The 21,505-nt window shown below is 47.3% G+C and carries 19 protein-coding genes; 10 read left to right on the top strand and 9 right to left on the bottom strand.

The annotated features are described in order from the left end of the window. Positions 1-8: 8 nt before the first annotated feature. Together OCU60_RS02930 and rsmC are read left to right on the top strand one after the other, a co-directional pair. Positions 9-1,082 (top strand): AI-2E family transporter, encoded by a 1,074-nt coding sequence (locus tag OCU60_RS02930; RefSeq protein WP_074372797.1) that lies wholly within the window; start codon positions 9-11, stop codon positions 1,080-1,082. A gap of 72 nt (positions 1,083-1,154) precedes the next feature. After that, positions 1,155-2,195, top strand: a complete 1,041-nt coding sequence (gene rsmC / locus OCU60_RS02925) for a 16S rRNA (guanine(1207)-N(2))-methyltransferase RsmC (protein ID WP_074372796.1) — start codon at positions 1,155-1,157, stop codon at positions 2,193-2,195. 125 nt (positions 2,196-2,320) lie between these two features. On the opposite strand, the gene OCU60_RS02920 is transcribed toward rsmC, so the two are convergent. The 6 genes from OCU60_RS02920 to hrpB all read right to left on the bottom strand — a co-directional run bounded on the left by OCU60_RS02920 (position 2,321) and on the right by hrpB (position 12,855). Further along, on the bottom strand, positions 2,321-3,550 hold the full coding sequence (locus OCU60_RS02920) for an ammonium transporter (RefSeq protein ID WP_074372795.1): 1,230 nt from the start codon (positions 3,548-3,550) through the stop codon (positions 2,321-2,323). 27 nt (positions 3,551-3,577) lie between these two features. Beyond that, entirely contained in the window at positions 3,578-3,916 is a 339-nt protein-coding gene (gene glnK, locus OCU60_RS02915) for a P-II family nitrogen regulator (RefSeq protein WP_074372794.1), read from the bottom strand. A 239-nt stretch (positions 3,917-4,155) separates the two neighbouring features. Next, the gene (locus OCU60_RS02910) at positions 4,156-4,524 is read right to left on the bottom strand and encodes a YacL family protein (protein WP_074372893.1); all 369 of its coding nucleotides are present in this window, start codon (positions 4,522-4,524) and stop codon (positions 4,156-4,158) included. A gap of 214 nt (positions 4,525-4,738) precedes the next feature. Next, a complete protein-coding gene (gene acnB, locus OCU60_RS02905) occupies positions 4,739-7,339 on the bottom strand; it encodes a bifunctional aconitate hydratase 2/2-methylisocitrate dehydratase (RefSeq protein WP_074372793.1) in 2,601 nt (866 codons plus the stop codon). Positions 7,340-7,693: 354 nt separating this feature from the next. Continuing rightward, complete coding sequence (gene mrcB / locus OCU60_RS02900) at positions 7,694-10,048, bottom strand: penicillin-binding protein 1B (RefSeq protein ID WP_074372792.1); 2,355 nt, start codon at positions 10,046-10,048, stop codon at positions 7,694-7,696. 323 nt (positions 10,049-10,371) lie between these two features. After that, positions 10,372-12,855 carry an ATP-dependent helicase HrpB gene (gene hrpB / locus OCU60_RS02895; protein WP_261854737.1) on the bottom strand — a complete coding sequence of 828 codons (2,484 nt, stop codon included), beginning with the start codon at positions 12,853-12,855 and terminating at the stop codon, positions 10,372-10,374. Between the two features lie 55 nt (positions 12,856-12,910). Here hrpB and sfsA point away from each other — a divergent pair, with 55 nt between their 5' ends. The 8 genes from sfsA to panC all read left to right on the top strand — a co-directional run bounded on the left by sfsA (position 12,911) and on the right by panC (position 19,039). Further along, positions 12,911-13,654, top strand: a complete 744-nt coding sequence (gene sfsA / locus OCU60_RS02890) for a DNA/RNA nuclease SfsA (protein ID WP_074372790.1) — start codon at positions 12,911-12,913, stop codon at positions 13,652-13,654. 124 nt (positions 13,655-13,778) lie between these two features. Next, entirely contained in the window at positions 13,779-14,225 is a 447-nt protein-coding gene (gene dksA, locus OCU60_RS02885) for an RNA polymerase-binding protein DksA (RefSeq protein WP_074372789.1), read from the top strand. Between the two features lie 140 nt (positions 14,226-14,365). Continuing rightward, the gene (gene gluQRS / locus OCU60_RS02880) at positions 14,366-15,238 is read left to right on the top strand and encodes a tRNA glutamyl-Q(34) synthetase GluQRS (RefSeq protein ID WP_074372892.1); all 873 of its coding nucleotides are present in this window, start codon (positions 14,366-14,368) and stop codon (positions 15,236-15,238) included. A 101-nt stretch (positions 15,239-15,339) separates the two neighbouring features. Continuing rightward, positions 15,340-16,707 (top strand): polynucleotide adenylyltransferase PcnB, encoded by a 1,368-nt coding sequence (pcnB, locus tag OCU60_RS02875; protein ID WP_074372788.1) that lies wholly within the window; start codon positions 15,340-15,342, stop codon positions 16,705-16,707. Further along, the gene (gene folK / locus OCU60_RS02870; protein ID WP_074372787.1) at positions 16,704-17,204 is read left to right on the top strand and encodes a 2-amino-4-hydroxy-6-hydroxymethyldihydropteridine diphosphokinase; all 501 of its coding nucleotides are present in this window, start codon (positions 16,704-16,706) and stop codon (positions 17,202-17,204) included. The genes pcnB and folK overlap by 4 nt, the downstream gene beginning before the upstream one ends. 12 nt (positions 17,205-17,216) lie before the next feature. Then, the gene (gene panB / locus OCU60_RS02865; RefSeq protein ID WP_074372786.1) at positions 17,217-18,011 is read left to right on the top strand and encodes a 3-methyl-2-oxobutanoate hydroxymethyltransferase; all 795 of its coding nucleotides are present in this window, start codon (positions 17,217-17,219) and stop codon (positions 18,009-18,011) included. Then, positions 17,965-18,144: a pentapeptide repeat-containing protein gene (locus OCU60_RS23000; protein ID WP_139302104.1), complete on the top strand. Its 180-nt coding sequence runs from the start codon at positions 17,965-17,967 to the stop codon at positions 18,142-18,144. The genes panB and OCU60_RS23000 overlap by 47 nt, the downstream gene beginning before the upstream one ends. Beyond that, entirely contained in the window at positions 18,128-19,039 is a 912-nt protein-coding gene (gene panC / locus OCU60_RS02860) for a pantoate--beta-alanine ligase (protein WP_074372785.1), read from the top strand. Before OCU60_RS23000 ends, panC begins: the two co-directional genes overlap by 17 nt. A 70-nt stretch (positions 19,040-19,109) precedes the next feature. Here panC and OCU60_RS02855 read toward each other — a convergent pair whose 3' ends face one another. The 3 genes from OCU60_RS02855 to OCU60_RS02845 all read right to left on the bottom strand — a co-directional run bounded on the left by OCU60_RS02855 (position 19,110) and on the right by OCU60_RS02845 (position 21,496). Beyond that, on the bottom strand, positions 19,110-19,862 hold the full coding sequence (locus OCU60_RS02855) for an IclR family transcriptional regulator (RefSeq protein ID WP_074372784.1): 753 nt from the start codon (positions 19,860-19,862) through the stop codon (positions 19,110-19,112). Positions 19,863-20,113: 251 nt separating this feature from the next. Beyond that, positions 20,114-20,602 (bottom strand): YhcH/YjgK/YiaL family protein, encoded by a 489-nt coding sequence (locus tag OCU60_RS02850; protein WP_074372783.1) that lies wholly within the window; start codon positions 20,600-20,602, stop codon positions 20,114-20,116. Between the two features lie 9 nt (positions 20,603-20,611). Next, positions 20,612-21,496: an SMP-30/gluconolactonase/LRE family protein gene (locus tag OCU60_RS02845; RefSeq protein WP_074372782.1), complete on the bottom strand. Its 885-nt coding sequence runs from the start codon at positions 21,494-21,496 to the stop codon at positions 20,612-20,614. Positions 21,497-21,505: the final 9 nt, after the last annotated feature.

The following is a 21,505-nucleotide window of genomic DNA, read 5'->3' as shown; positions in this document are numbered from 1 at the left end:
GAAATAACGTGAATACCATCTCCAGTCATCGAGTGATTGTCGCGGCATTGCTTGTTGCAGCCATCGCATGTTATCTGCTCATTGAGCCCTATATCAATTCGATTATGCTGGCTTTTATTATTTCCTTACTGATTTATCCGCTCCATCAATATCTGGAACGGAAGCTGAATCCTTATCGAAATTTTGCTTCATTTTTATCCTGCGTCATTCTGACTTTTATTATTGTACTGCCACTACTATTGGTGTTTGGTGCCATTGCTCAACAAGGTGCTCGTTTCTCGCAGACGCTTTATCAGTGGGTAACTCACGGAGGTGTTCAGGAAGTCTTCAACCATCCTTGGGTTGTCAAAGCGATGGACTTTGCGAACACCTACCTGCCATTTAATACCATTGACCCGTCTGCGATTGCTGAAAGAGTAGCCAAAATGTCTAGTCAGGCCGGTACACAGCTTGTCGGTTTCAGCGCCAAACTCGTTGGTGATGCCACCGCATTCATCATGGACTTTTTCCTGATGCTGTTTGTGCTGTTTTTCCTGCTCCGCGATTATGAAAAAATCATCACCACATTGCGCCATGTTCTGCCCCTGTCTCGCAGTCAAGAGGATCGGTTGCTGGAAGAGACAGAGAAAGTATCTAAATCAGCGGTGATGGGCTCCTTCCTGACAGCGCTCGCGCAGGGCGTAGCCGGCGGTCTCGGGATGTGGCTTGCGGGTTTCCCCGGTCTGTTCTGGGGCACGATGATCGGCTTTGCTTCCTTTATTCCGATTGTCGGTACGGCATTGATATGGATACCAGCCAGTGCTTATCTGTTTCTGACCAACGATGTTTCCTGGGGGATTTTCCTCGCAGTCTGGAGTATCGTGGTTGTCGGCTCAATTGATAACTTACTACGCCCCTTGCTGATGCAAGGAAGCTCGGGAATGAATACCCTCATGATCTTTTTCTCATTACTTGGTGGTATTCATCTGTTCGGTTTGATGGGATTAATCTACGGCCCTCTGATCTTTGCAATCACCATTGTGCTGTTCAATATCTATGAAGAAGAGTTCCAGTCATTTCTGAACCGACAGGATAAAAGTTAAATGACTTCAAGCTATCCACAGATTGTGAGAAAATCGCGCCTCTTTTTGTGATACCGAATGTAGAGCACAATTATGTCGAGCAAATATTTCTCAGCCCAGAATTCAGCACCAAGCCAAATTGCTGAACGCCAACTCTCCTATTTTCAGGGAAAACATCTCCTGGTTGCCGGTGAGATCGAAGACCAGTTTCCCCTGCGACTGCGACAGACCTGTCAGTCTGTCGCCATCTTTACCACACACTATGGCTACTATCGGCAGATCGCGGACGATTCAAACGTTACAGCCTACTTTGGCGCAACATTAAGCGATGACTGCCATGCCGATATGGTATTGCTCTACTGGCCAAAAGCGAAACAGGAAGCAGAATACCTGCTTGCCATGCTCATGACCAAACTCGGCCCGGGAACAGAAATAATTGTAGTCGGCGAAAACCGCTCCGGCATAAAAAGCATTGAGACATTATTCGAATCCTACGGCATCATTCGTAAGTATGATGCCGCACGCCGTTGCTCTTTCTACTGGGGTGAATGTAGCCAGACGCCAGAGCAGTTCAATATGCAGGACTGGTTTAAAACTTATACCGTCAATTATCAGCACAAAGAACTCATCGTAAAAAGCCTGCCCGGAGTATTCAGCCATGGGAAGTTAGATATCGGCAGTCAGTTATTGTTAGATAACCTGTCCGATATGCACGGAGACGTCTTAGATTTCGGATGTGGTGCCGGTGTCATTGGAACTGTCATTGCCGCACAATATCCGTCAGTCAGTCTATCGATGTGTGATGTCAGTGCATTAGCCATTGAATCCAGTAAAGCGACTCTGGCTGCAAACGGACTGAGTGGTCATGTTTTCCCATCAGATATCTATTCAGATGTGACCGATCGTTACGATCATCTCATCAGCAACCCACCGTTTCATTCCGGACTGGGGACAAGTTATCATGCCAGTGAGACATTTCTGACTCAGTCTCCTCATTATTTAAAACCACGTGGCAAACTATCAATTGTTGCCAACAGTTTCCTCAAATATCCCCCGCTGATTGAACAAGCACTGGGGAACTGTAACACGCTAGCCAAAACCAATAAGTTCGCCATTTATCAAGCAAAACATTGATTTTAAAAATAATTTAAATCTAATTTATGCTTCGCTCAACGCTTCCACATTCAGCTCTATCCTCCCTCTCACCGACATAAAAAAACCTGCCCAAAGGGCAGGTTTTGATCATAGCGAGAACTAACTTATTTCGAAGTCACGAATTCAGGATAAGCACCGACACCACAATCGTGCATGTCCATTCCTTCCATCTCTTCTTCTTCTGTGACACGAATTCCCATTGTTGCTTTGAGGATACCCCAAACAACTAGGCTAGCACCAAATACCCAAGCAAAGATAACAACCGCACCCAGTAATTGAGAGCCAAAGGATGCATCCGCATTGCTGACTGGCACAACCATCAAGCCAAACAGACCGCAAACACCGTGCACAGAGATCGCACCCACTGGATCATCGATTTTTAATTTATCCAACGCGACAATCGCGAAGACAACAATCACACCGGCAACAGCGCCAATGGCAACCGAGTACATAGGTGACGGAGACAGTGGATCTGCTGTAATTGCAACTAAACCAGCCAGCGCACCGTTCAGTACCATGGTTAAATCCGCTTTACCCCAAGTGGTTTTACAGACTAATAACGCTGCTAATGCACCTGCTGATGCAGCAGCATTGGTGTTCAAGAAAATCTGACCGACCGCTGACGCATTGGCAGCATCGGAAATCATCAACTGTGACCCCCCGTTGAAACCAAACCAGCCGAACCATAAAATGAAGGTTCCCAGTGTTGCCAACGGCATGTTTGAACCCGGAATCGGATGAACTTCACCATTTTTCCCATATTTGCCTTTGCGGGCACCCAGTAGCAGAACACCCGCTAAAGCAGCCGCTGCACCAGCCATATGAACAATTCCTGAGCCAGCAAAGTCACTGAATCCAGCAGCAGAAAGGAAACCACCACCCCATGTCCAATAACCTTCAACAGGATAGATAAAGCCAGTCAGTACCACAGAGAAAATCAAGAATGCCCACAGTTTCATTCGCTCAGCCACCGCGCCAGAAACAACTGACATCGCTGTTGCAACAAAGACAACCTGGAAGAAGAAGTCTGATTCTAAAGAGTGGTCTGCATCTGCAGCTTGAGAGCCGATTAATCCACCAAATGAAGGCAACCAACCCCCATCAGCATTATCAACATACATGATGTGATAACCGACGATGAGATATAACGTAGAAGCAATCGCATACAATACAAAGTTTTTCGTCAGAATCTCAGTCGTATTCTTTGAACGAACCAAACCTGATTCCAGCATTGCAAATCCAGCAGCCATCCACATGACCAGTGCGCCTGAAATGAGGAAGTAAAAGGTATCAAGCGCGTAACGTAACTCCGTTACAGTTACTGATAAATCCATAATAGTCTCTCCAATCCTTAGAATCTTTTAAAGTGCTTCTGAATCTGTTTCACCGGTACGGATTCGCACCGCTTGGCTCAGATCATAAACAAAAATCTTACCATCACCGATTTTCCCTGTGTGTGCTGCTTTCACGATGGCTTCAACGACTCGGTCAACATTGTCTCCCTGTGTTGCGATTTCAAGTTTTACTTTCGGTAGAAAATCAACCTGATATTCGGCGCCACGATAAAGCTCTGTATGGCCTTTCTGACGACCAAATCCCTTTACTTCTGAGACGGTCATTCCCTCGATCCCCACATCAGATAAGGCCTCACGGACATCGTCTAATTTAAAAGGTTTTATAATTGCATTAATTAATTTCATGGCGTCCTCTCTCGAGCTGTACTCCGGTTACCTCATCTTCAATCCAAGGTACGTGCCAACTTTTTAACTAATTGATTATTATCGATAAAATTAACAACAGAAGTAAAAGTCCACCACAAGAGCACTATTATGGTGCAACGATTTCACAAAAATAAAGCGGGTTTTGAAAAGCTCACCACGGTTGTGCAAGGTGAAATGATTTGTTTCGGGATAAAACGATAGGGGTGGGCTGAAGACGATTAATTTAGCGTAAATTGTTGCCACTGCATAAGCATCGATTCGAAATCATCGAGACCACAAGTCGCAATACTTTCACTCTCATATAACTCAAATTCATCTTCAAAATCATGATGATTGGTGTGTGTCAGGATATTTTCAAAAATCGTCACTTCACCTTCCAGAATCTTGAGTGATATTTCTCTGCCAAACCAAACTTGCTCAGTGAGATCATCTTGATATGCGGATTGCAGTAATTGCAAAACCTGATCAATTATTGTGCGATCCGCGCCAGTTTCATCTTCAAGAAAGCGGGAAATAACGGCGTGCTCCATATTAAATGCAGCGTAATACTCACCTAATAACATGTTTTTTCTAAATTCAAATTCCATAATACCGAGATTCATCGAGATACATTCAAACCGACGCTTAGTATATACGGAAGTCGCATCAGATACAGGTCTCAGTCCTCCTGTATCCGTATCATTTTTCACAGATGATTCGCTCAAACAAGCATTGGAATGGGATATAAAAGAAGAAATTTCTGATAAAAAAATCCCTCCATACGGAGGGATTGACTTCAATTCAACAGAACAACCAGAGTGCTTATGCAGGCTCTTGGAAAATCACGGTATCTGCTTTTTCGGTATACTGATCCATCTTATGGAAGTTCAGATAACGATATGTATCCGCAGCAGTCGCATCAATTTTCGCAGCGAACTCAAGGTACTCTTGCGTGGTTGGAATGCGTCCCAATATTGCACCAACGGCTGACAGCTCCGCAGAAGCAAGGAAAACATTCGCACCAGCACCAAGGCGGTTCGGGAAGTTACGGGTTGAAGTAGACATCACCGTCGACTTATCAGCGACCCGGGCCTGGTTCCCCATACACAGAGAACACCCAGGTGTTTCAATCCGAACCCCGGCACGGCCAAAGATACCGTAATAGCCTTCTTCAACCAGTTGATCTTTATCCATTTTGGTTGGTGGGGCCACCCATAAACGAGTTTCTAACTGGCCGACATGATTATCCAACAGTTTACCCGCAGCACGGAAATGGCCAATGTTCGTCATACAAGAACCGATAAAGACTTCATCAATCGGTGTGCCTTGTACTTCTGACAGTAAACGGGCATCATCCGGATCGTTTGGCGCACACAAAATCGGCTCACTGATATCATCTAAATCGATTTCCAGCACATGTGCATAATCGGCATTGTCGTCAGCATGCATCATCGCCGGATTATCCAGCCATTCTTGCATCGCACTCACGCGACGCTCGATCGTCCGCACATCACCATAACCTTCAGAGGCCATCCATTTGAGCATCACGATGTTCGATTGCAGATATTCTTCAATCGACTCTTGAGACAGTTTGACCGTACAACCCGCAGCACTCCGTTCAGCCGAAGCATCGGATAACTCAAACGCTTGCTCAACAGTTAAATGCTCCAACCCTTCAATTTCGAGGATTCGACCTGAGAATTCATTGATCTTGCCTGATTTCGCAACCGTGAGCAGACCATCTTGAATCGCAAAATAAGGAATCGCATGAACCAAATCACGCAGCGTAATTCCCGGCTTCATTTTGCCTTTAAAACGCACCAAGACCGATTCAGGCATATCCAACGGCATCACACCCGTTGCAGCCGCAAATGCCACCAAGCCAGATCCTGCCGGGAAAGAGATCCCCAGAGGGAAACGGGTATGTGAATCACCGCCGGTTCCGACTGTATCCGGCAGCAACATCCGGTTGAGCCATGAGTGGATAATACCATCGCCCGGACGAAGAGAAACCCCGCCGCGATTCATAATAAAATCAGGTAACGTGTGGTGTGTATTCACATCGACAGGCTTCGGATAAGCCGAAGTATGACAGAATGACTGCATCACCAAGTCAGCCGAGAAACCGAGACACGCCAAATCTTTAAGTTCATCGCGCGTCATTGGGCCGGTGGTATCTTGCGATCCCACAGTTGTCATTTTCGGCTCACAGTAAGTACCGGGACGGACGCCTTCAATACCGCAGGCTTTACCAACCATTTTCTGTGCCAGAGTAAAACCTTTGTCACTGTCTTTCACCGGTGACGGGCGACGGAAAACATCTGACGCTTCAAGGCCAAGGGATTCACGTGCTTTATCGGTTAAACCACGGCCGATAATGAGTGGAATCCGGCCACCGGCACGCACTTCATCAATCAGGACATTCGTTTTCAGTTTGAACTCAGCCAACACCTTATCGGTACCGTGTTCACAAACTTTGCCTTCATAGGGGTAAACATCGATTACATCGCCCATATTGAGCTTGGAGACATCCACTTCGATTGGTAATGCGCCCGCATCTTCCATCGTGTTAAAGAAAATCGGTGCAATTTTACCACCGAGGACATAACCACCCGCACGTTTGTTCGGGACATAAGGAATATCTTCGCCCATAAACCATAGCACTGAGTTTGTTGCCGATTTCCGTGAGGACCCGGTCCCGACGACATCACCGACATAAACCAGTGGATGCCCTTTGTCTTCCAACAAAGCATCCATCTGTTTGACAGGGCCGACTTTTCCAACCTCATCAGGTTCAATCCCTTCACGCTCATTTTTGAGCATGGCTAAAGCATGAACAGGAATATCAGGACGAGACCATGCATCTTGTGCCGGAGACAAATCATCGGTATTGGTCTCTCCGGTCACTTTAAATACAGTCAGTGTTACCTTTTCAGGCATACTTGGTTTAGACAAGAACCATTCAGCATCAGCCCAAGATTGAAGTACCTGTTGAGCATGGGTATTGCCAGCTTTGGCTTTTTCTTCAACATCATAGAAAGCATCGAACATCAACAGCGTATGAGATAAAACCTTCGCAGCGGTAGAGGCCAGCTTTTCATCATCAAGAAAAGAAACCAGAGGTTCGATGTTGTATCCACCTTGCATCGTTCCCAGCAGCTCAGCCGCTTTGACGCGATCAATCAACGGAGAGGTCACTTCTCCTTTGGCAACAGCAGCAAGAAAACCAGCTTTGACATAGGCGGCTTCATCAACACCGGGGGGAATACGGTTTTCAAGCAGATCGAGAATGAATGCTTCTTCTCCTTTCGGAGGCGACTTTAATAACTCAACCAGACCAGAAACTTGTTCAGCATCCAGAGGTTTAGGAACAACTCCTTCTGCGGCACGCTCTTCGACGTGTTTACGATAGGCTTCAAGCACGACTTTTTCCTCTCATTGCGGTTCATTCACTTTATTATATCTATAGGAACGAACGTCCTTGGAAACTTGGCACTCCATGCAGAGACAAACTCAGATTATCTTAGCCGAGGAGGCCAAACATTTGATGCAGAATAGCAAACTTACCCATAAATGGAAATGCATACTATTTGACCCACACAGCAACTTCCGACGAAACTTTTCACGGTAGTTTCAAGCCTGACTCAAAAACATCTCGCCACTCAAAAAACTACGGCTGAAAAAACGATGATGAATGGTCTTTTCAGCCGTGTATCAAGTATTCAATGAAGCCGCTGTACTTGATAGCCTCACTGCAAATTGCCGTTCATGAAAACGCTACCATTCGAAAATCTTTCTCAGCCAACGTAACGGCTTGTCATTCTCTTCACACCGCTGTTTCCATGTATGGTCGGCATCCCATACCGGGAGTTTGAATTTATTATCACAGTCAAGGCTGAGCACACCACGACGGTCTTTATCAAACCCAATCATGGTGATGCCCTGCGGCCATGGCAAATGCAACACCTTCGGCACGCGTTTTTGCAGATAATTGGCATACACACGTAAGGCCCCGCTCGCCCCCGTTAATCCGGTGGATTTATTGTCATCCAGACCAACCCAAATGGTGGTCACTTCACGGCCATCGACACCAACAAACCAGCTATCCCGATAGTCATTACTGGTTCCGGTTTTACCAGCGAGCATTGCCCAGGAAAAACGATTGTGCAGATACCGGCCAGTGCCTTCAATCACGCCCCGTTTCATCGCGTAGGTTGTTAACCAAGCAGCTTGCTGCGAAACCGCCTGCGTACTTTTAGGAATTGACTGATACAACACATTGCCGTCCAGATCGATCACCGAACGTAATGCAGATAGCTTGGCGCGTCTGCCGGAATTAGTGAGGGTCTGATACATTTGTGCCACTTCAATCGGGGTGAGTGAAAACGAGCCTAAAAACATCGAAGGCACCGGACGAATTTCTTGTCCGTCAACCCCGAGAGCCACCAGCGTATCACTCACCTGCGGAATCCCCAGAGACATCCCCAACTTAATCGTTGGAATGTTGATGGATTTTGCCAACGCCAGATACAGCGGGACTTCACCACGGAACTGATGATCAAAATTCTTTGGTGTCCAGATATCTCCCCGATCGGATTTCAAACGAATCGGCTGATCATCCAGTGTCGTCGCCAGATTATATTTGTCCGGATCGTTCAATGCGGTCAGATAAATGGCCGGTTTCACCAGCGACCCGATTTGCCGTCGGCCATTCAACACACGATTGAAGCCATCGAACCCGATCCGGACCCCACCGACCATTGCCCGGATTTCGCCACTCTGACGATCCACCGCAATCGCAGCAGCCTCTAAACCTTTACCTAACTGCGGCACTTTCTTTTGTACTGCCTCTTCAAGCTCAGACTGAGAAACCGGATCCAAGGTTGTAAAGACTCTCAACCCTTTGTCGGATTTAAACCGGTCACCGACTTTATCTTTCAATTCAATCGCCAGTTGCTGAAAATAAGCGGGCTGACGTCTGGCAATATGGGGATGTTTCTGAATATCTAACGGGCGTTCAACGGCCTGAGCATACTGCCTTGCGGTCAAAATATCTTGTTGCAGCATCAGTTTCAGCACAAGATCGCGCCGTTCTGTGGCACGCTCAGGATAACGAACCGGATTGTAATAAGATGGTCCTTTGACCATACCAACCAGTAAGGCCAATTGATCAATTCTCAGTTCTTGCAATGGCTGCCCGAAATATAAACGGGATGCAAGTCCAAAACCGTGCACTTCTTCAGCACCATTCTGTCCCAGATAAACCTCATTCAGATAAGCTTCAAGAATGCGATCTTTACTGAAACGGTAATCAATGATAAGTGCCATATAAGCTTCTTGCAGCTTTCTCACCAAGGTTCTTTGGCTAGAGAGAAAAATATTCTTCGCCAATTGTTGGGTCAGCGTACTGCCGCCCTGAACCGTCCGTCCTGCGCGCACGTTTGCAACCAAGGCCCTGAGGATGGCAAAAGGTGAAACCCCTTCATGCTGATAAAAATGCCGGTCTTCCGTCGCCAGTAATGCATCAATCATCACTTCCGGAAATTGCTCCCGACGCAGAAATAAACGCTGTTCGGTAATGTTTTTTTCCAGCATCCCCAGCATCTTCGGTTCCAGACGTAAAAAACCGATATCCTGATGTTTGTCCAACGACTGAATCCGGGTTAAACCATTATCGTCAAAATAAAGCATGACATGTCGATCCGGTTCAGGCCCGTCGGCAAACTCAAAGGGACGGCGAATCAATTCAATCTTGGTTGAAGATGCCGAATACTCTCCGGCATAACGCGGCCGGGCAACTTTGCGATAATTTAAAATATCCAACTCATGCCGCAACGCATCCAAACTGATATCATCACCGGGAGACATCGATAAAATTCGGGCATAGACAACGGTCGGAAGATCAAAAAGTTGGCCCTCAAATTTCTGACTGACGAGGCTATTCAGATACACCCCATAGAACGCAATCACAATGGCAAGCGTTAATCCGACTTTCCATCCGATACGCCACAGTTTATTAAACCATCCAGTGCGTTTAGCGGCCGTTTTGTGGCTCGAACCCTGTGCTTTTTTGGTATCGGATGCGCGACGATCAGAACGTCGTCTCTTCTGCTGATTTTTTTGACTACTCATTGAATTAATTATCGCTTCGTTTCTATCTCTGCTCTGGATGATTCGCAACTTTCGCTGCGATGTCATCGGTTCGCAGTTATGTTACCTGATGTATTGGTGCATGAACATGGTTGGAGGTTGTTCATCTGGTGTACTAAGTCGCTGGTTTAATGTCAATTTGAACCGCTTGGTTTGACACAATATTAACAGCCACGACACGTTTATTGACATCATTGACACTCACCACTCATTTTAAGCAATGAGACACAGCACACACCGCTGGACATCCAGTGATAAATCTTGAGATCGATCAGCCAATGCAGCAAATCGCCACACAGCGATAGCTATAGCTGTTTTTTGATCTTTTTGGTGGGTTGATGGCTGGCAGGGTCATCCGGCCAAGGATGCTTCGGATACCGCCCTTTCATCTCTTTCTGCACTTCACGGTAGGCGCCTTGCCAGAAAGCAGCCAAATCCCGGGTAATTTGCAGCGGCCTTTGTGCCGGTGAAAGCAATTCAAGCACCAAAGCAATTTGCCCCTGAGCAATCCGAGGAGAAGCCTGTTCTCCGAACATCTCCTGTAATTTCACCGCCAGAACCGGTGCTTGTCCTTGTTGATAACGGATGGGATAGCGCGAGCCTGTCGGCACCACATAGTGCGTGGGTAACGCATGATCGAGTCGTTGCTTCACATCCCACCCGAGGCGCGCCTCAAGCGCTGCGACGAGATCAAGCTGCGCTAACGCCTTCAATGTTTTCATCCCTGTCATATAAGGCAGTAACCATAGTGCCGCTTCAGCAAGCAGTGTTTCATCATCCATTGCCGGAATACCTAAGTCGGGTAACCAGTCTCGTGCACATCGCGCCCGCTCAAGTAAGTTCTGCGCGGCTTGATTCCACGGTAAAGTCGATAAGCCTTTTCGTATCACCGCATTCAGCAAAGCTTCAGCAGCCTTATCGGCATCAGGTTCGCCTAAAGACTGACGTTCCAGCACTAACTTTCCACAACACAGATGCTTTTCTGCGGTCAATCGTCCTTTGTTATCATCCCAATCGAACCATTCCCGCCACGTAAACAAATGCGGCAGTACCTGTTGCAACATCGCTTGATCGGCACGAACCGCAGAAAAAATCCGACTATCGCCCTGCTGCGTTTTGACAATGTCGGCCACGACTAATAATGCTTCATCAGCCAGAGGTTCATCTGGCATCATCATCGCCCCCTGACCATTGGCTAACCGATAACGACTGCCCTGACCACGCGATAATGCAATGCGGTCAGGAAAACCGGCTGCCAGCAAAGGTGCGATCCATTGGTGAGAGACCTTGAGCGGTTGTGCTGAATAGCTGAGTTTCGTGAATAACTGCCTCGCGCGCTTTAAGTAAAACTGACTGCGTGGCAAGGCACCACTTTCAATGAGGTTCAGTTGGAAGTGCAAATCAGGATTTGCATTTCCTCTTGGCGGTTCTTCGAGTAACGCCACTAACATCGCTGCCGTTGCTGCCACTGACACACCATGCTGTTTGGCACGCCATAACATTGCCCCGTGCCGCGGCTCAACCCCAAGCTGTGAAATCGCACGGCCTGTCGCCGTCAGTCGTCCATCATCATCGGTCACCACCAGCCAAGCTAATAGCGACTCAGCTTGTTTGAGTGCCGGTTCTGGCGGGCAATCTAACCACTGTAAATCCAAAGGTGAACTGCATCCCCATTGTGCCAGCTCCATCGCCAGTGAAGTGAGGTCAGCCCGTAAGATCTCCGGCTGTTGTGCGACGGGTTGTCGGGCTAACATTTCCTCACTGTAAAGACGCAGACAAATACCGGGCGCTAACCGCCCGGCTCGCCCGGCTCGCTGTTCAGCGGATGCACGTGAGATACGGACAGACTCAAGTCGGCTAATCCCCGTTTTCGGGTCCCATTGGGCAAGTCGTTCAAGCCCGCAATCGACCACCATGCGAATCCCTTCGATGGTCAAACTGGTTTCTGCAATATTGGTTGCCAGCACAACTTTACGTTTGCCAGTCGGGGCCGGCGCAATCGCCTGCTGTTGCTGGGAAACGGAAAGTTGACCATACAGCGGACAAACCAACACATCCGCCGCCAATTGACCGTCAAGCTGCTGGGCGAGACGTTGAATCTCGCCAGCCCCGGGCAAAAAGACCAGCATGGAGCCGGTTTCACGTGAGAACAAAGACGAGATTTCTTTCGCAGCGGTTTCAATCAACCGTCCTCCCGCCGCCGGCGTCTTATAATACAATTCGACCGGATAACTGCGCCCTGTCGATTCAATATAACCCGCCGCTGGCAATATGCTCTGTAAAGCCGCCCCATCGAGCGTGGCCGACATAATCAATAATTTAAGATCGTCTCGTAATGCTTCTTGGACTTCTAATGCCAGTGCCAGTGAGATGTCCGCATTTAAATTTCGCTCATGAAACTCATCAAATATCAGTAAATCAATCCCTTGTAGTTCCGGATCTTGTTGTAGCATCCGGGTCATCACGCCTTCGGTCACAATCTCAAGTCGAGTATGAGAACTCACTTGAGTCGAGCCCCGAACCCGAAGCCCAATGGTTTCGCCAACCGATTCTCCCAGTTGTGAAGCCAGATAATTGGCAATATTCCGCGCTGCAAGTCGACGTGGTTCCAACATAATCATTTTGCCGGCAATGATGTTTTGCTGAAGTAAAGCAAGCGGCAAACCGGTGGATTTCCCGGCACCGGGCGGGGCTTTCAAGATCACCTGAGGACAATCGGCAATCGCTGCCAGTAATTCAGCCATGACGGCTGCTATGGGTAACTGAGATAACGCTGACGACTGTGACAAAACATCACCCTTGTGATTAAATGAGAAAATGATTGTACCGAAAAAACGTGAATAAATGCAGTTTGCTCCCCCGTTAAGTCCCGCTGTCCTGTTGAAACGTTACAAACGTTTTCTGGCTGATATTCAATTGCCCGATGGCACCACGACCACCATCCACTGCGCCAATACAGGCGCGATGACAGGCTGTGCGACGCCCGGTGACACGGTATGGTTTTCGCACTCGGATAACCCCAAACGCAAATACCCTTTCAGTTGGGAGCTGACGGAAACCACACACGGACATCGGATTTGTGTCAATACAATTCGAGCTAATACGCTGGCCTGTGAAGCAATCCAAGCGGGTGTCATCGAAGAACTTCAGGGGTATGACACCTTACGTACCGAAGTGAAATACGGTCAGGAGAACAGCCGGATCGATATTCTCCTCAGTGCTACCTCCCGGCCGGACTGCTACATTGAAGTAAAAAGTGTCACGTTACTTGAGTATTCTCCCCTAGATGCCAAGCCATCCGGTCAGGGATACTTCCCGGATGCGGTCACGACTCGAGGACAAAAACACCTCCGAGAACTTATTGAGGTTGCTCGAAATGGAAAACGGGCCATACTTTTATTTACCGTATTACACTCAGGGATTGAAAAAGTATCGGCCGCCCTCCATATAGACGCGACATATTCACGTTTGTTGGAAGAAGCACAAAAGGAAGGCGTGGAAGTCCTGTGCTACAAAGCAGAACTATCCAAATATGAAATGAAACTTGTATCAAAGATAGAATGGCTCAGCGAATCAATAAAATATTGATATTGTCTGCACATTGGTAACAAGTTTACAACGAGTGTTTGCCACCCCCTTTTCTTTCTGGTATAGATACCCGCCTTAAGTAGACTGCTCTCGCAGTTGACTAGGTGTTAGTAGGAGATACTGTATGACAGAATCCAAAAAAAAATCGCTAGGCATCCTAGCCATCGCAGGTGTTGAGCCATATCAGGAACAACCGGGTGAAGAATATATGTCACCGGGCCAGATCGCTCATTTTACAAAAATTTTACAAGCTTGGCGTAACCAACTTAGAGAAGAAGTTGAACGGACTGTCCACCATATGCAGGACGAAGCGGCGAACTTCCCAGATCCTGTCGATCGTGCATCTCAGGAAGAAGAGTTCAGCCTGGAGCTTCGTAATAGGGATAGAGAACGTCGTTTAATCAAGAAAATCGAAAAAACGCTGAATAAGATTGAAGAAGAAGACTTCGGATTCTGTGAATCTTGTGGTGTTGAGATTGGTGTTCGTCGTCTTGAAGCACGTCCAACCGCTGACTTGTGTATTGACTGTAAAACGCTTGCAGAAATGAAAGAAAGACAAATGCAAGGTTAAGTCAGTTCGATTACCTCATGCAATACAAACAAGGGAGCAATTGCTCCCTTGTTTGTTATTGTCATCCGGTCCAAAATACGGCCATATCAACACTTGATGAGAACATCAATCACAGTATCATTTCCATACAATCGATGAACATGAGTAATTATATCGGGCGCTTTGCCCCTTCGCCTTCCGGACCATTGCATTTTGGCTCCCTTGTCGCTGCATTAGGCAGCTATTTTCAGGCTCGCGCCATGCACGGAGAATGGTTGGTCAGGATTGAAGACCTCGACCCACCACGGGAAATGCCCGGTGCTGCGGATCTCATCCTGAAAACCCTCGAAGCCTATGGGCTTCACTGGGACCGAACGGTCTGGTATCAAAGTCGTCGTCATCGAGCTTATCAGGCGCAGATTGATGAGTGGCTTGCTCAAGGTCAGGCATACTATTGTCGTTGTACCCGTAAACAAATAAAAGCTTACGGGGGCTATTACAACGGCGCCTGCCGTCATCGCCACCTGCTCCCACAGCCCGGATATGCCGTCCGCTTATGGGTGGAGACGCCAATAACTCAGTTTGACGATGAAAAACATGGCAAAATTGAGATCCCGCTAGCATTAGCGCAAGAAGATTTTACGATTAAACGCCGGGATGGTCTGTTTGCGTACAATCTGGCAGTGGTACTCGATGATATTGACCAAGGCATTACACAAGTTGTTCGCGGTGCAGATTTGATTGAGCCGACCGGACGCCAGATCAGCCTTTATCAACAATTGGGCCATCCTCCGGTCAGTTACCTTCATTTACCACTCGCCGTTGATCGCAGCGGCCATAAACTCTCGAAGCAAAATCATGCCCCAGCGATTGATCGGCAAAACCCACGGCCAACCCTGATTCAAGCCATGAAATTTCTCGGCTTTCAGCTCCCCGTCGATATTGAGGCAGCAGAACTGTCGGAAATTGTTGCTTGGGGCTGCCAAAACTGGCATATTCATCAACTCCCAGAGACGCTTGAAATCACACGATGATTCTCAAATTGCGTCCAATAGGCTATGATTAGCCGCTAATTGACCCACAAAGACATTCTGTCAACAAAAGACAACAAGGTAGAGATTCTTATCCTTGTCTGATGCTCATGAATAAAAACGATATTACAGAACAAGCTCATCGCGTTTATCCGGATTTGACGCTAAATATCCTCACGCGACAAGAGCATAAAATCTCTCGCAAACAAATCAGCGAGAGCGCACTCAAAGTGCTTTACCGACTGCAAAGTTCAGGCTATCACGCCTATCTTGTCGGTGGCGGCGTCCGTGATCTTTTACTGGGGGAATCCCCGAAAGATTTCGACATTACAACCAATGCGACACCTGAACAGGTTCGTAAGCTGTTTCGCAACTGCCGTTTGATTGGCCGACGTTTTCGCCTTGCCCATGTGATGTTCGGGCGTGAAATTGTCGAGGTCGCCACATTCCGTGGTCATCATCAGGAAAACGACCGTCAGAAATCGAGTCAGTCGGAAGCCGGAATGCTGCTCCGAGACAACGTTTACGGCACAATCGACGAAGATGCTGAACGGCGTGATTTCACCATCAATGCCATGTATTACAACATTGCTGATTATACGATTCATGATTACGCCGGTGGCATTGAAGATATCGAAGACCGACTGATCCGTTTGATTGGCGATCCGCAAACCCGTTACCGCGAAGATCCGGTACGAATGTTGAGAGCGATCCGCTTTGCGGTCAAACTTGATTTCGATATCGAAGAAGAAACAGCCGCCCCCATCGAAGCACTGTCACCCTTATTACAAGACATTCCTTCGGCACGACTCTATGAAGAGTCGCTGAAAATGCTGCAAACTGGATATGGTCTGGAAACATACCATCAAATGCGGCATTACAACTTGTTCCAGCAACTGTTCCCGATGATCTCCGCCTACTTTACCGAGGATCACAGTTCACCGACGGAAAAGATGCTCGATCTGTCACTCGATTCGACCGACCAAAGAATCGAGGAAGGGAAACGAATCAATCCGGCATTTATGTTTGCGGCGATTCTCTGGTATCCGATGATTCATTTGGCCGAAACATTTATGGAATCCAAAAACCTCTGTTACTACGATGCCGTGATGGAAGCGGGTAACAAAATATTGGATCAGTTGGTCAAAACGATCGCGATCCCAAGACGTCATACCGCAACCATTCGTGATATCTGGCAACTACAACTGCGTTTCCCGCGCCGCCATGGTAAACGGGCTTTCCGTTTACTGGATATCAATAAATTCCGTGCCGGTTTCGACTTCTTAACCATGAGAGGTATCGTCGAAGGGGGGGAAACGCAAGAACTCGCCCAGTGGTGGGAAACCTTCCAAAATGCCGGGAAAAATATGCGTCAGGCGATGGTGAATGACATCGGCCGAATCAATTCCAAAAAGGCGAAGGCACGCCAACGCCAAACGGGACAGCAAAAAAATAGCCAGGATGTGCCATGATCACAGTTTATATTGCGATCGGAAGTAATATGGCACAACCGGACCAACAAGCCCTGCAAGCGATTCAGGCCTTACAGCATCTGCCTGAATCGGAATTTATTCAAGCATCTCAGCTATATAGCAGTACGCCCATGGGGCCAACGGATCAACCGGACTATATCAATGCTGTCGTTGAGATCAAAACGCATTTAAAACCACTTGATTTATTAGATCATACACAAGCCATTGAACAGGATCAGGGACGGGTGCGAAAAGAGCAACGTTGGGGGCCGAGAACCTTAGATCTTGATATTCTTTTATATGGTCATACCGTCATCAATTCTGAACGACTGGTGGTTCCCCACTATGGCATGAAAGAACGAGAATTCGTGTTATACCCGCTTGCTGAGATCGCACCTCACTTAATTCTCCCAGATGGGACTGAGCTGAATCAACTCCTCCAACAAGTTGATCAAAATGGACTCACGATTTGGCACTCACCTGCCGATGTCTCGTAAGGATGATGAATAATGAAAAAAATTACGATCAATCATTTGATGCGCTGGAAACAAGAAGGCCGTAAATTTGCGTCCGTAACCGCTTACGATGCCAGTTTCGCGCAACTTTTTGAAAGCCAGAATATGCCCGTATTACTGGTCGGTGATTCTCTGGGAATGGTTCTGCAAGGCCGGACAGATACGCTGCCCGTGACGATTGAAGACATGACCTACCATACACGATGTGTCAAAGCAGGTAGCCCCAATTCACTCTTGATGGCTGATATGCCATTTATGAGTTACGCGACGCCAGTCCAAGCGTGTGAAAATGCTGCTAAACTTATGCAGGCTGGTGCAAACATGGTCAAAATTGAAGGTGGTCATTGGCTGGTAGACACCGTCAAAATGCTGACTGAACGGGCGGTTCCTGTGTGTGCACATTTAGGTCTGACGCCACAGTCGGTGAATATCTTCGGCGGTTATAAAATACAAGGACGAGAAGAACAGCAAGCCGAACAGATGTTACATGATGCATTGGCATTGCAAGAGGCCGGTGCACAAATCGTGTTGCTAGAGTGTGTCCCTAGCAAGTTAGCCGCTCAGATTACCCAAGCGCTTGAGATTCCGGTCATCGGGATCGGTGCCGGTGCTGATACCGATGGTCAGGTACTGGTCATGCACGATATGCTTGGAATTTCGGCCAACTACATGCCTAAGTTCTCAAAAAACTTTTTAGCGGAAACTGGCGATATCCTTCAAGCCGTCGCCAAATACATGGAAGATGTGGAACATGGTATTTTTCCTGATGAAGAACACACCATTGCCTAATGCAGTATTGCCTAATGCAGTATTACCGAATGCAATATTAACGAATGCAGCATTGACTAATACAAAGTTATCAGGCCAGAGATTGCCTAAAGCCTCATTGTCGCAAGGAGCAAATCATGCAGACTTACACTGATATCTCAGCGCTCAAAGCGCAGATTAAACAGTACAAGCGTGATGGCCATACCATTGGGTTTGTCCCGACCATGGGGAATCTGCATGACGGTCATTTAACGCTGGTGCGTAAAGCCAAAGCAATGGCCGACATTGTCATTGTTAGTGTTTTCGTCAATCCGATGCAATTTGATAAAGCAGAAGATCTGACCAACTACCCACGAACGTTGGATGAAGATCTGGCCAAGTTGACTCAAGAAGGGGTCGAACTGGTTTTCACGCCTTCGGCCAACAGCATGTATCCGGAAGGATTGGATAACCAAACATTTGTCGAAGTCCCCGGACTCTCTCGTATATTGGAAGGGGATTCACGCCCCGGTCATTTTCGTGGTGTCTCCACCATTGTGACGAAACTATTTCATATCGTCCAACCGGATATAGCCTGTTTTGGTGAAAAAGATTACCAACAACTCGCACTCATCCGTCAGATGGTAATTGATCTCTGTTTTGATATTGAGGTCGTCGGTGTTCCGACCATTCGGGAAGCAGACGGTTTGGCGATGAGTTCACGCAATAATCTGCTGACGCTGGATGAACGTCAGCGCGCACCGGTTTTAGCCAGAACCATGCGCTGGATTAGTAGTGCGATTCGAGGCGGGCGGACGGATTTCGACACCATAATCGAAGATGCGATTGATCAACTCAGAGCCGCTGACTTGGAACCGGATGAAATCTTTATTCGCGATGCCCGTACGCTCCTGCCAATAACAGAGACCAGCAAACAGGCCGTGATTCTCACGTCAGCCTTTATGGGCAAAGTCCGCCTGATTGATAATCAGGTTGTCGAGCTCGCCCGGGAAGGCAAAGAGGCGAATAAGAATACCAGCGAAGCAGAGAACAAAGAGAGCGATAGCTAATTCCGACCGAAGATAGCCCGCGTTGCGCTTGCTGTCTTCGGTATCTCCCCCTGACTTGATACCCGGCTGACTAACGTATTTTGCCTCCCAGCGTGCCAACCACGTCTCGGAGTCGCTCAACTAATTGCGTCTGCCCAAACCGATGAATTTCCGGTGTCAGCCCCGAGACACTGATGGCATAGTTGACAAGCTGATCGGTTTCCAGTGGTACAGCAATACAAGTAATCCCGGATTCATTGCCTTCCCCGTCAACCGCAAATCCTTGTTGTCTGATGAGTGCCAGCTCTCGGTAAAAATCATGATCTGTATGGATTTCTGCCTGACCGAAATGGCGAAAACTCGCCAAATCATGCTGATGACTCTCCCAGCACTTCTGTTGTTCATCCGGGGAGAAATAGGATAAAACCACTTTACCGCAAGCGGAATGCAACAGCGATGAAGCCAATCCGGCATGAGCATTGGTATGAAAGACCGAATTCTTAGGTTCTTCTTTTTTCAACAGAATCACTTTATCAAAATCACGCCGTTGTAAATTGACCGTAAATCCAGTTCGCTCAGCAAGTGCTGCCATATAGGGGGCGGCTTCCGTGACAAACGCATCATGATGGATCACCGAATAACCTAAGGTGATCATCTTCGTCGTCAGATAGTATTTTCCATTCTCTGCCTGACGGAGATAACCACACTGACACAGGCATTTACAGATTCTGTGTACCGTCGTTTTCGGATATGGTATCACCTTGCACAAAGCATCAAGGCTCATCCCATCCGAAGCGACAGCAACAGTCTCCAGGACTTCAAAGGTTTTATGTACGGATTGCATAGTGACTCAATAGTGCTTGCGGCTTCCACCACACTTCAATTTCCAATGACAATGAAATACAGTCTTGCGTATCAATCGATAGCGTATTTCCACAAAACCATTTTTCACAAAACAATTTGTCACCAACCATTTTTCACAAAACTATATATTTGATATAAAACATGTATTTGATATAAAACATGTATTTGATATAAACCATGTATTCGAATAAACCATGCGCTCGATATCAATGGTCACACGGACAGACTCAATCAAGCCGGATATTTAATTTTAATCACAACTTTGCGAACCTGTGATGTGGTGGTGACCGAGAGATTCGGCATATGGGCAGTTCTCGGTGTAAACAGATAGAATTGATCATGAGACATGGTCTCATAAGAGAGAGTCATGAGTTGTTGATCAAAGAAACAGATATCTTTTTGTGGGTCATAATGATAGTCATGCGATAGCTGCTGATGTTGCTCATCGGTCAATTCAGTCCAGCCAAACTGTTCTTCTCCCTGAATAATAAACTGAACATCACAATATTTGTGATGAAATTCAGGACCAACCGAGCTTTCTGCCGCCGTTTGATAATCGAGGATCATAAAAAAAGCATCATCCTGATCGATGCCGGGAATGGTATGACGTCCGGGGTCAAGCGCATTCAAATCTTGGGTCGTCACATAGTCAATCGCACGGACAAAGAGTTCGGGTAACAAAGCACGATAATCAGAGGCACGAAAATGGCAAGCGAACATAATAATTCCTTATAATTCTGCCAATGTCTGGCAGTTGAGATCGATAGCATAAACCGAAGTCGATGCCGTGATATATAGCGTACTTTCATCGTGATTCAGCGTACAGTTAGAAACCGTCTCAGGCACGGGAATACATCCCACCAGCGCCATCTCACGATTGAGCACTAAAACCCCCTCAGACGAACTGCAATAGAGCGTTCCGAAACGGTCCATGGTCATCCCGTCAGGGATACCGTGTTCCACTTGATAAACCAAACGCCCTTGAGATAGCACTTTTCCATGTACATCAAAGGCTTTCAAGTGTTTTAACCCCTGCGTTGGAAAATCAACAATCGACATATCCGCCACATACAGGGTTGTTTCATCGGGAGAAAAAACCAGACCATTGGGTCGCTGAATATCGGTCGATGCAATCGTCAATGAATCATCCTTCGGATCATAACAGTAGATATAACACCCGACTATCTGACTCTCCGATTTATACCCCTCCGCATCACTGATAATCCCGTATGGCGGATCCGTAAACCAAATCGTCCCATCCGAGCGACGCTCAACAACATCATTCGGTGAGTTGAGCCGTTTACCATCATACTTATCAACCAAAACCTTGGCGAGTGCCAGATTGTTTTTGTGCCGAATAGAAAGACAGCGCCGCCCGTGTTCGCATGTCACCACATCACCATTAGCCAGTGAGTAATTACCATTCGCAAAATGTGAGTAATCCGTGACGAGTTCTGTTACGTGAGAATCGGGGTGATAAAGATAGAGTGCATTCTTCTTTACATCCGAAAACAGCAGTTGACCAGAGTGCTGCAACCATGCAGCCCCCTCGCACCAGATATGACCGCCACTGACCTGATGCAGTGGCGACAACAGAGCCGCTTCAAAAGACATATTCACCTC

Source organism: Vibrio spartinae, from assembly GCF_024347135.1.
GTDB classification, from domain to species: Bacteria; Pseudomonadota; Gammaproteobacteria; order Enterobacterales; family Vibrionaceae; genus Vibrio; species Vibrio spartinae.
This window is presented reverse-complemented; position numbering and strand designations above follow the sequence as displayed.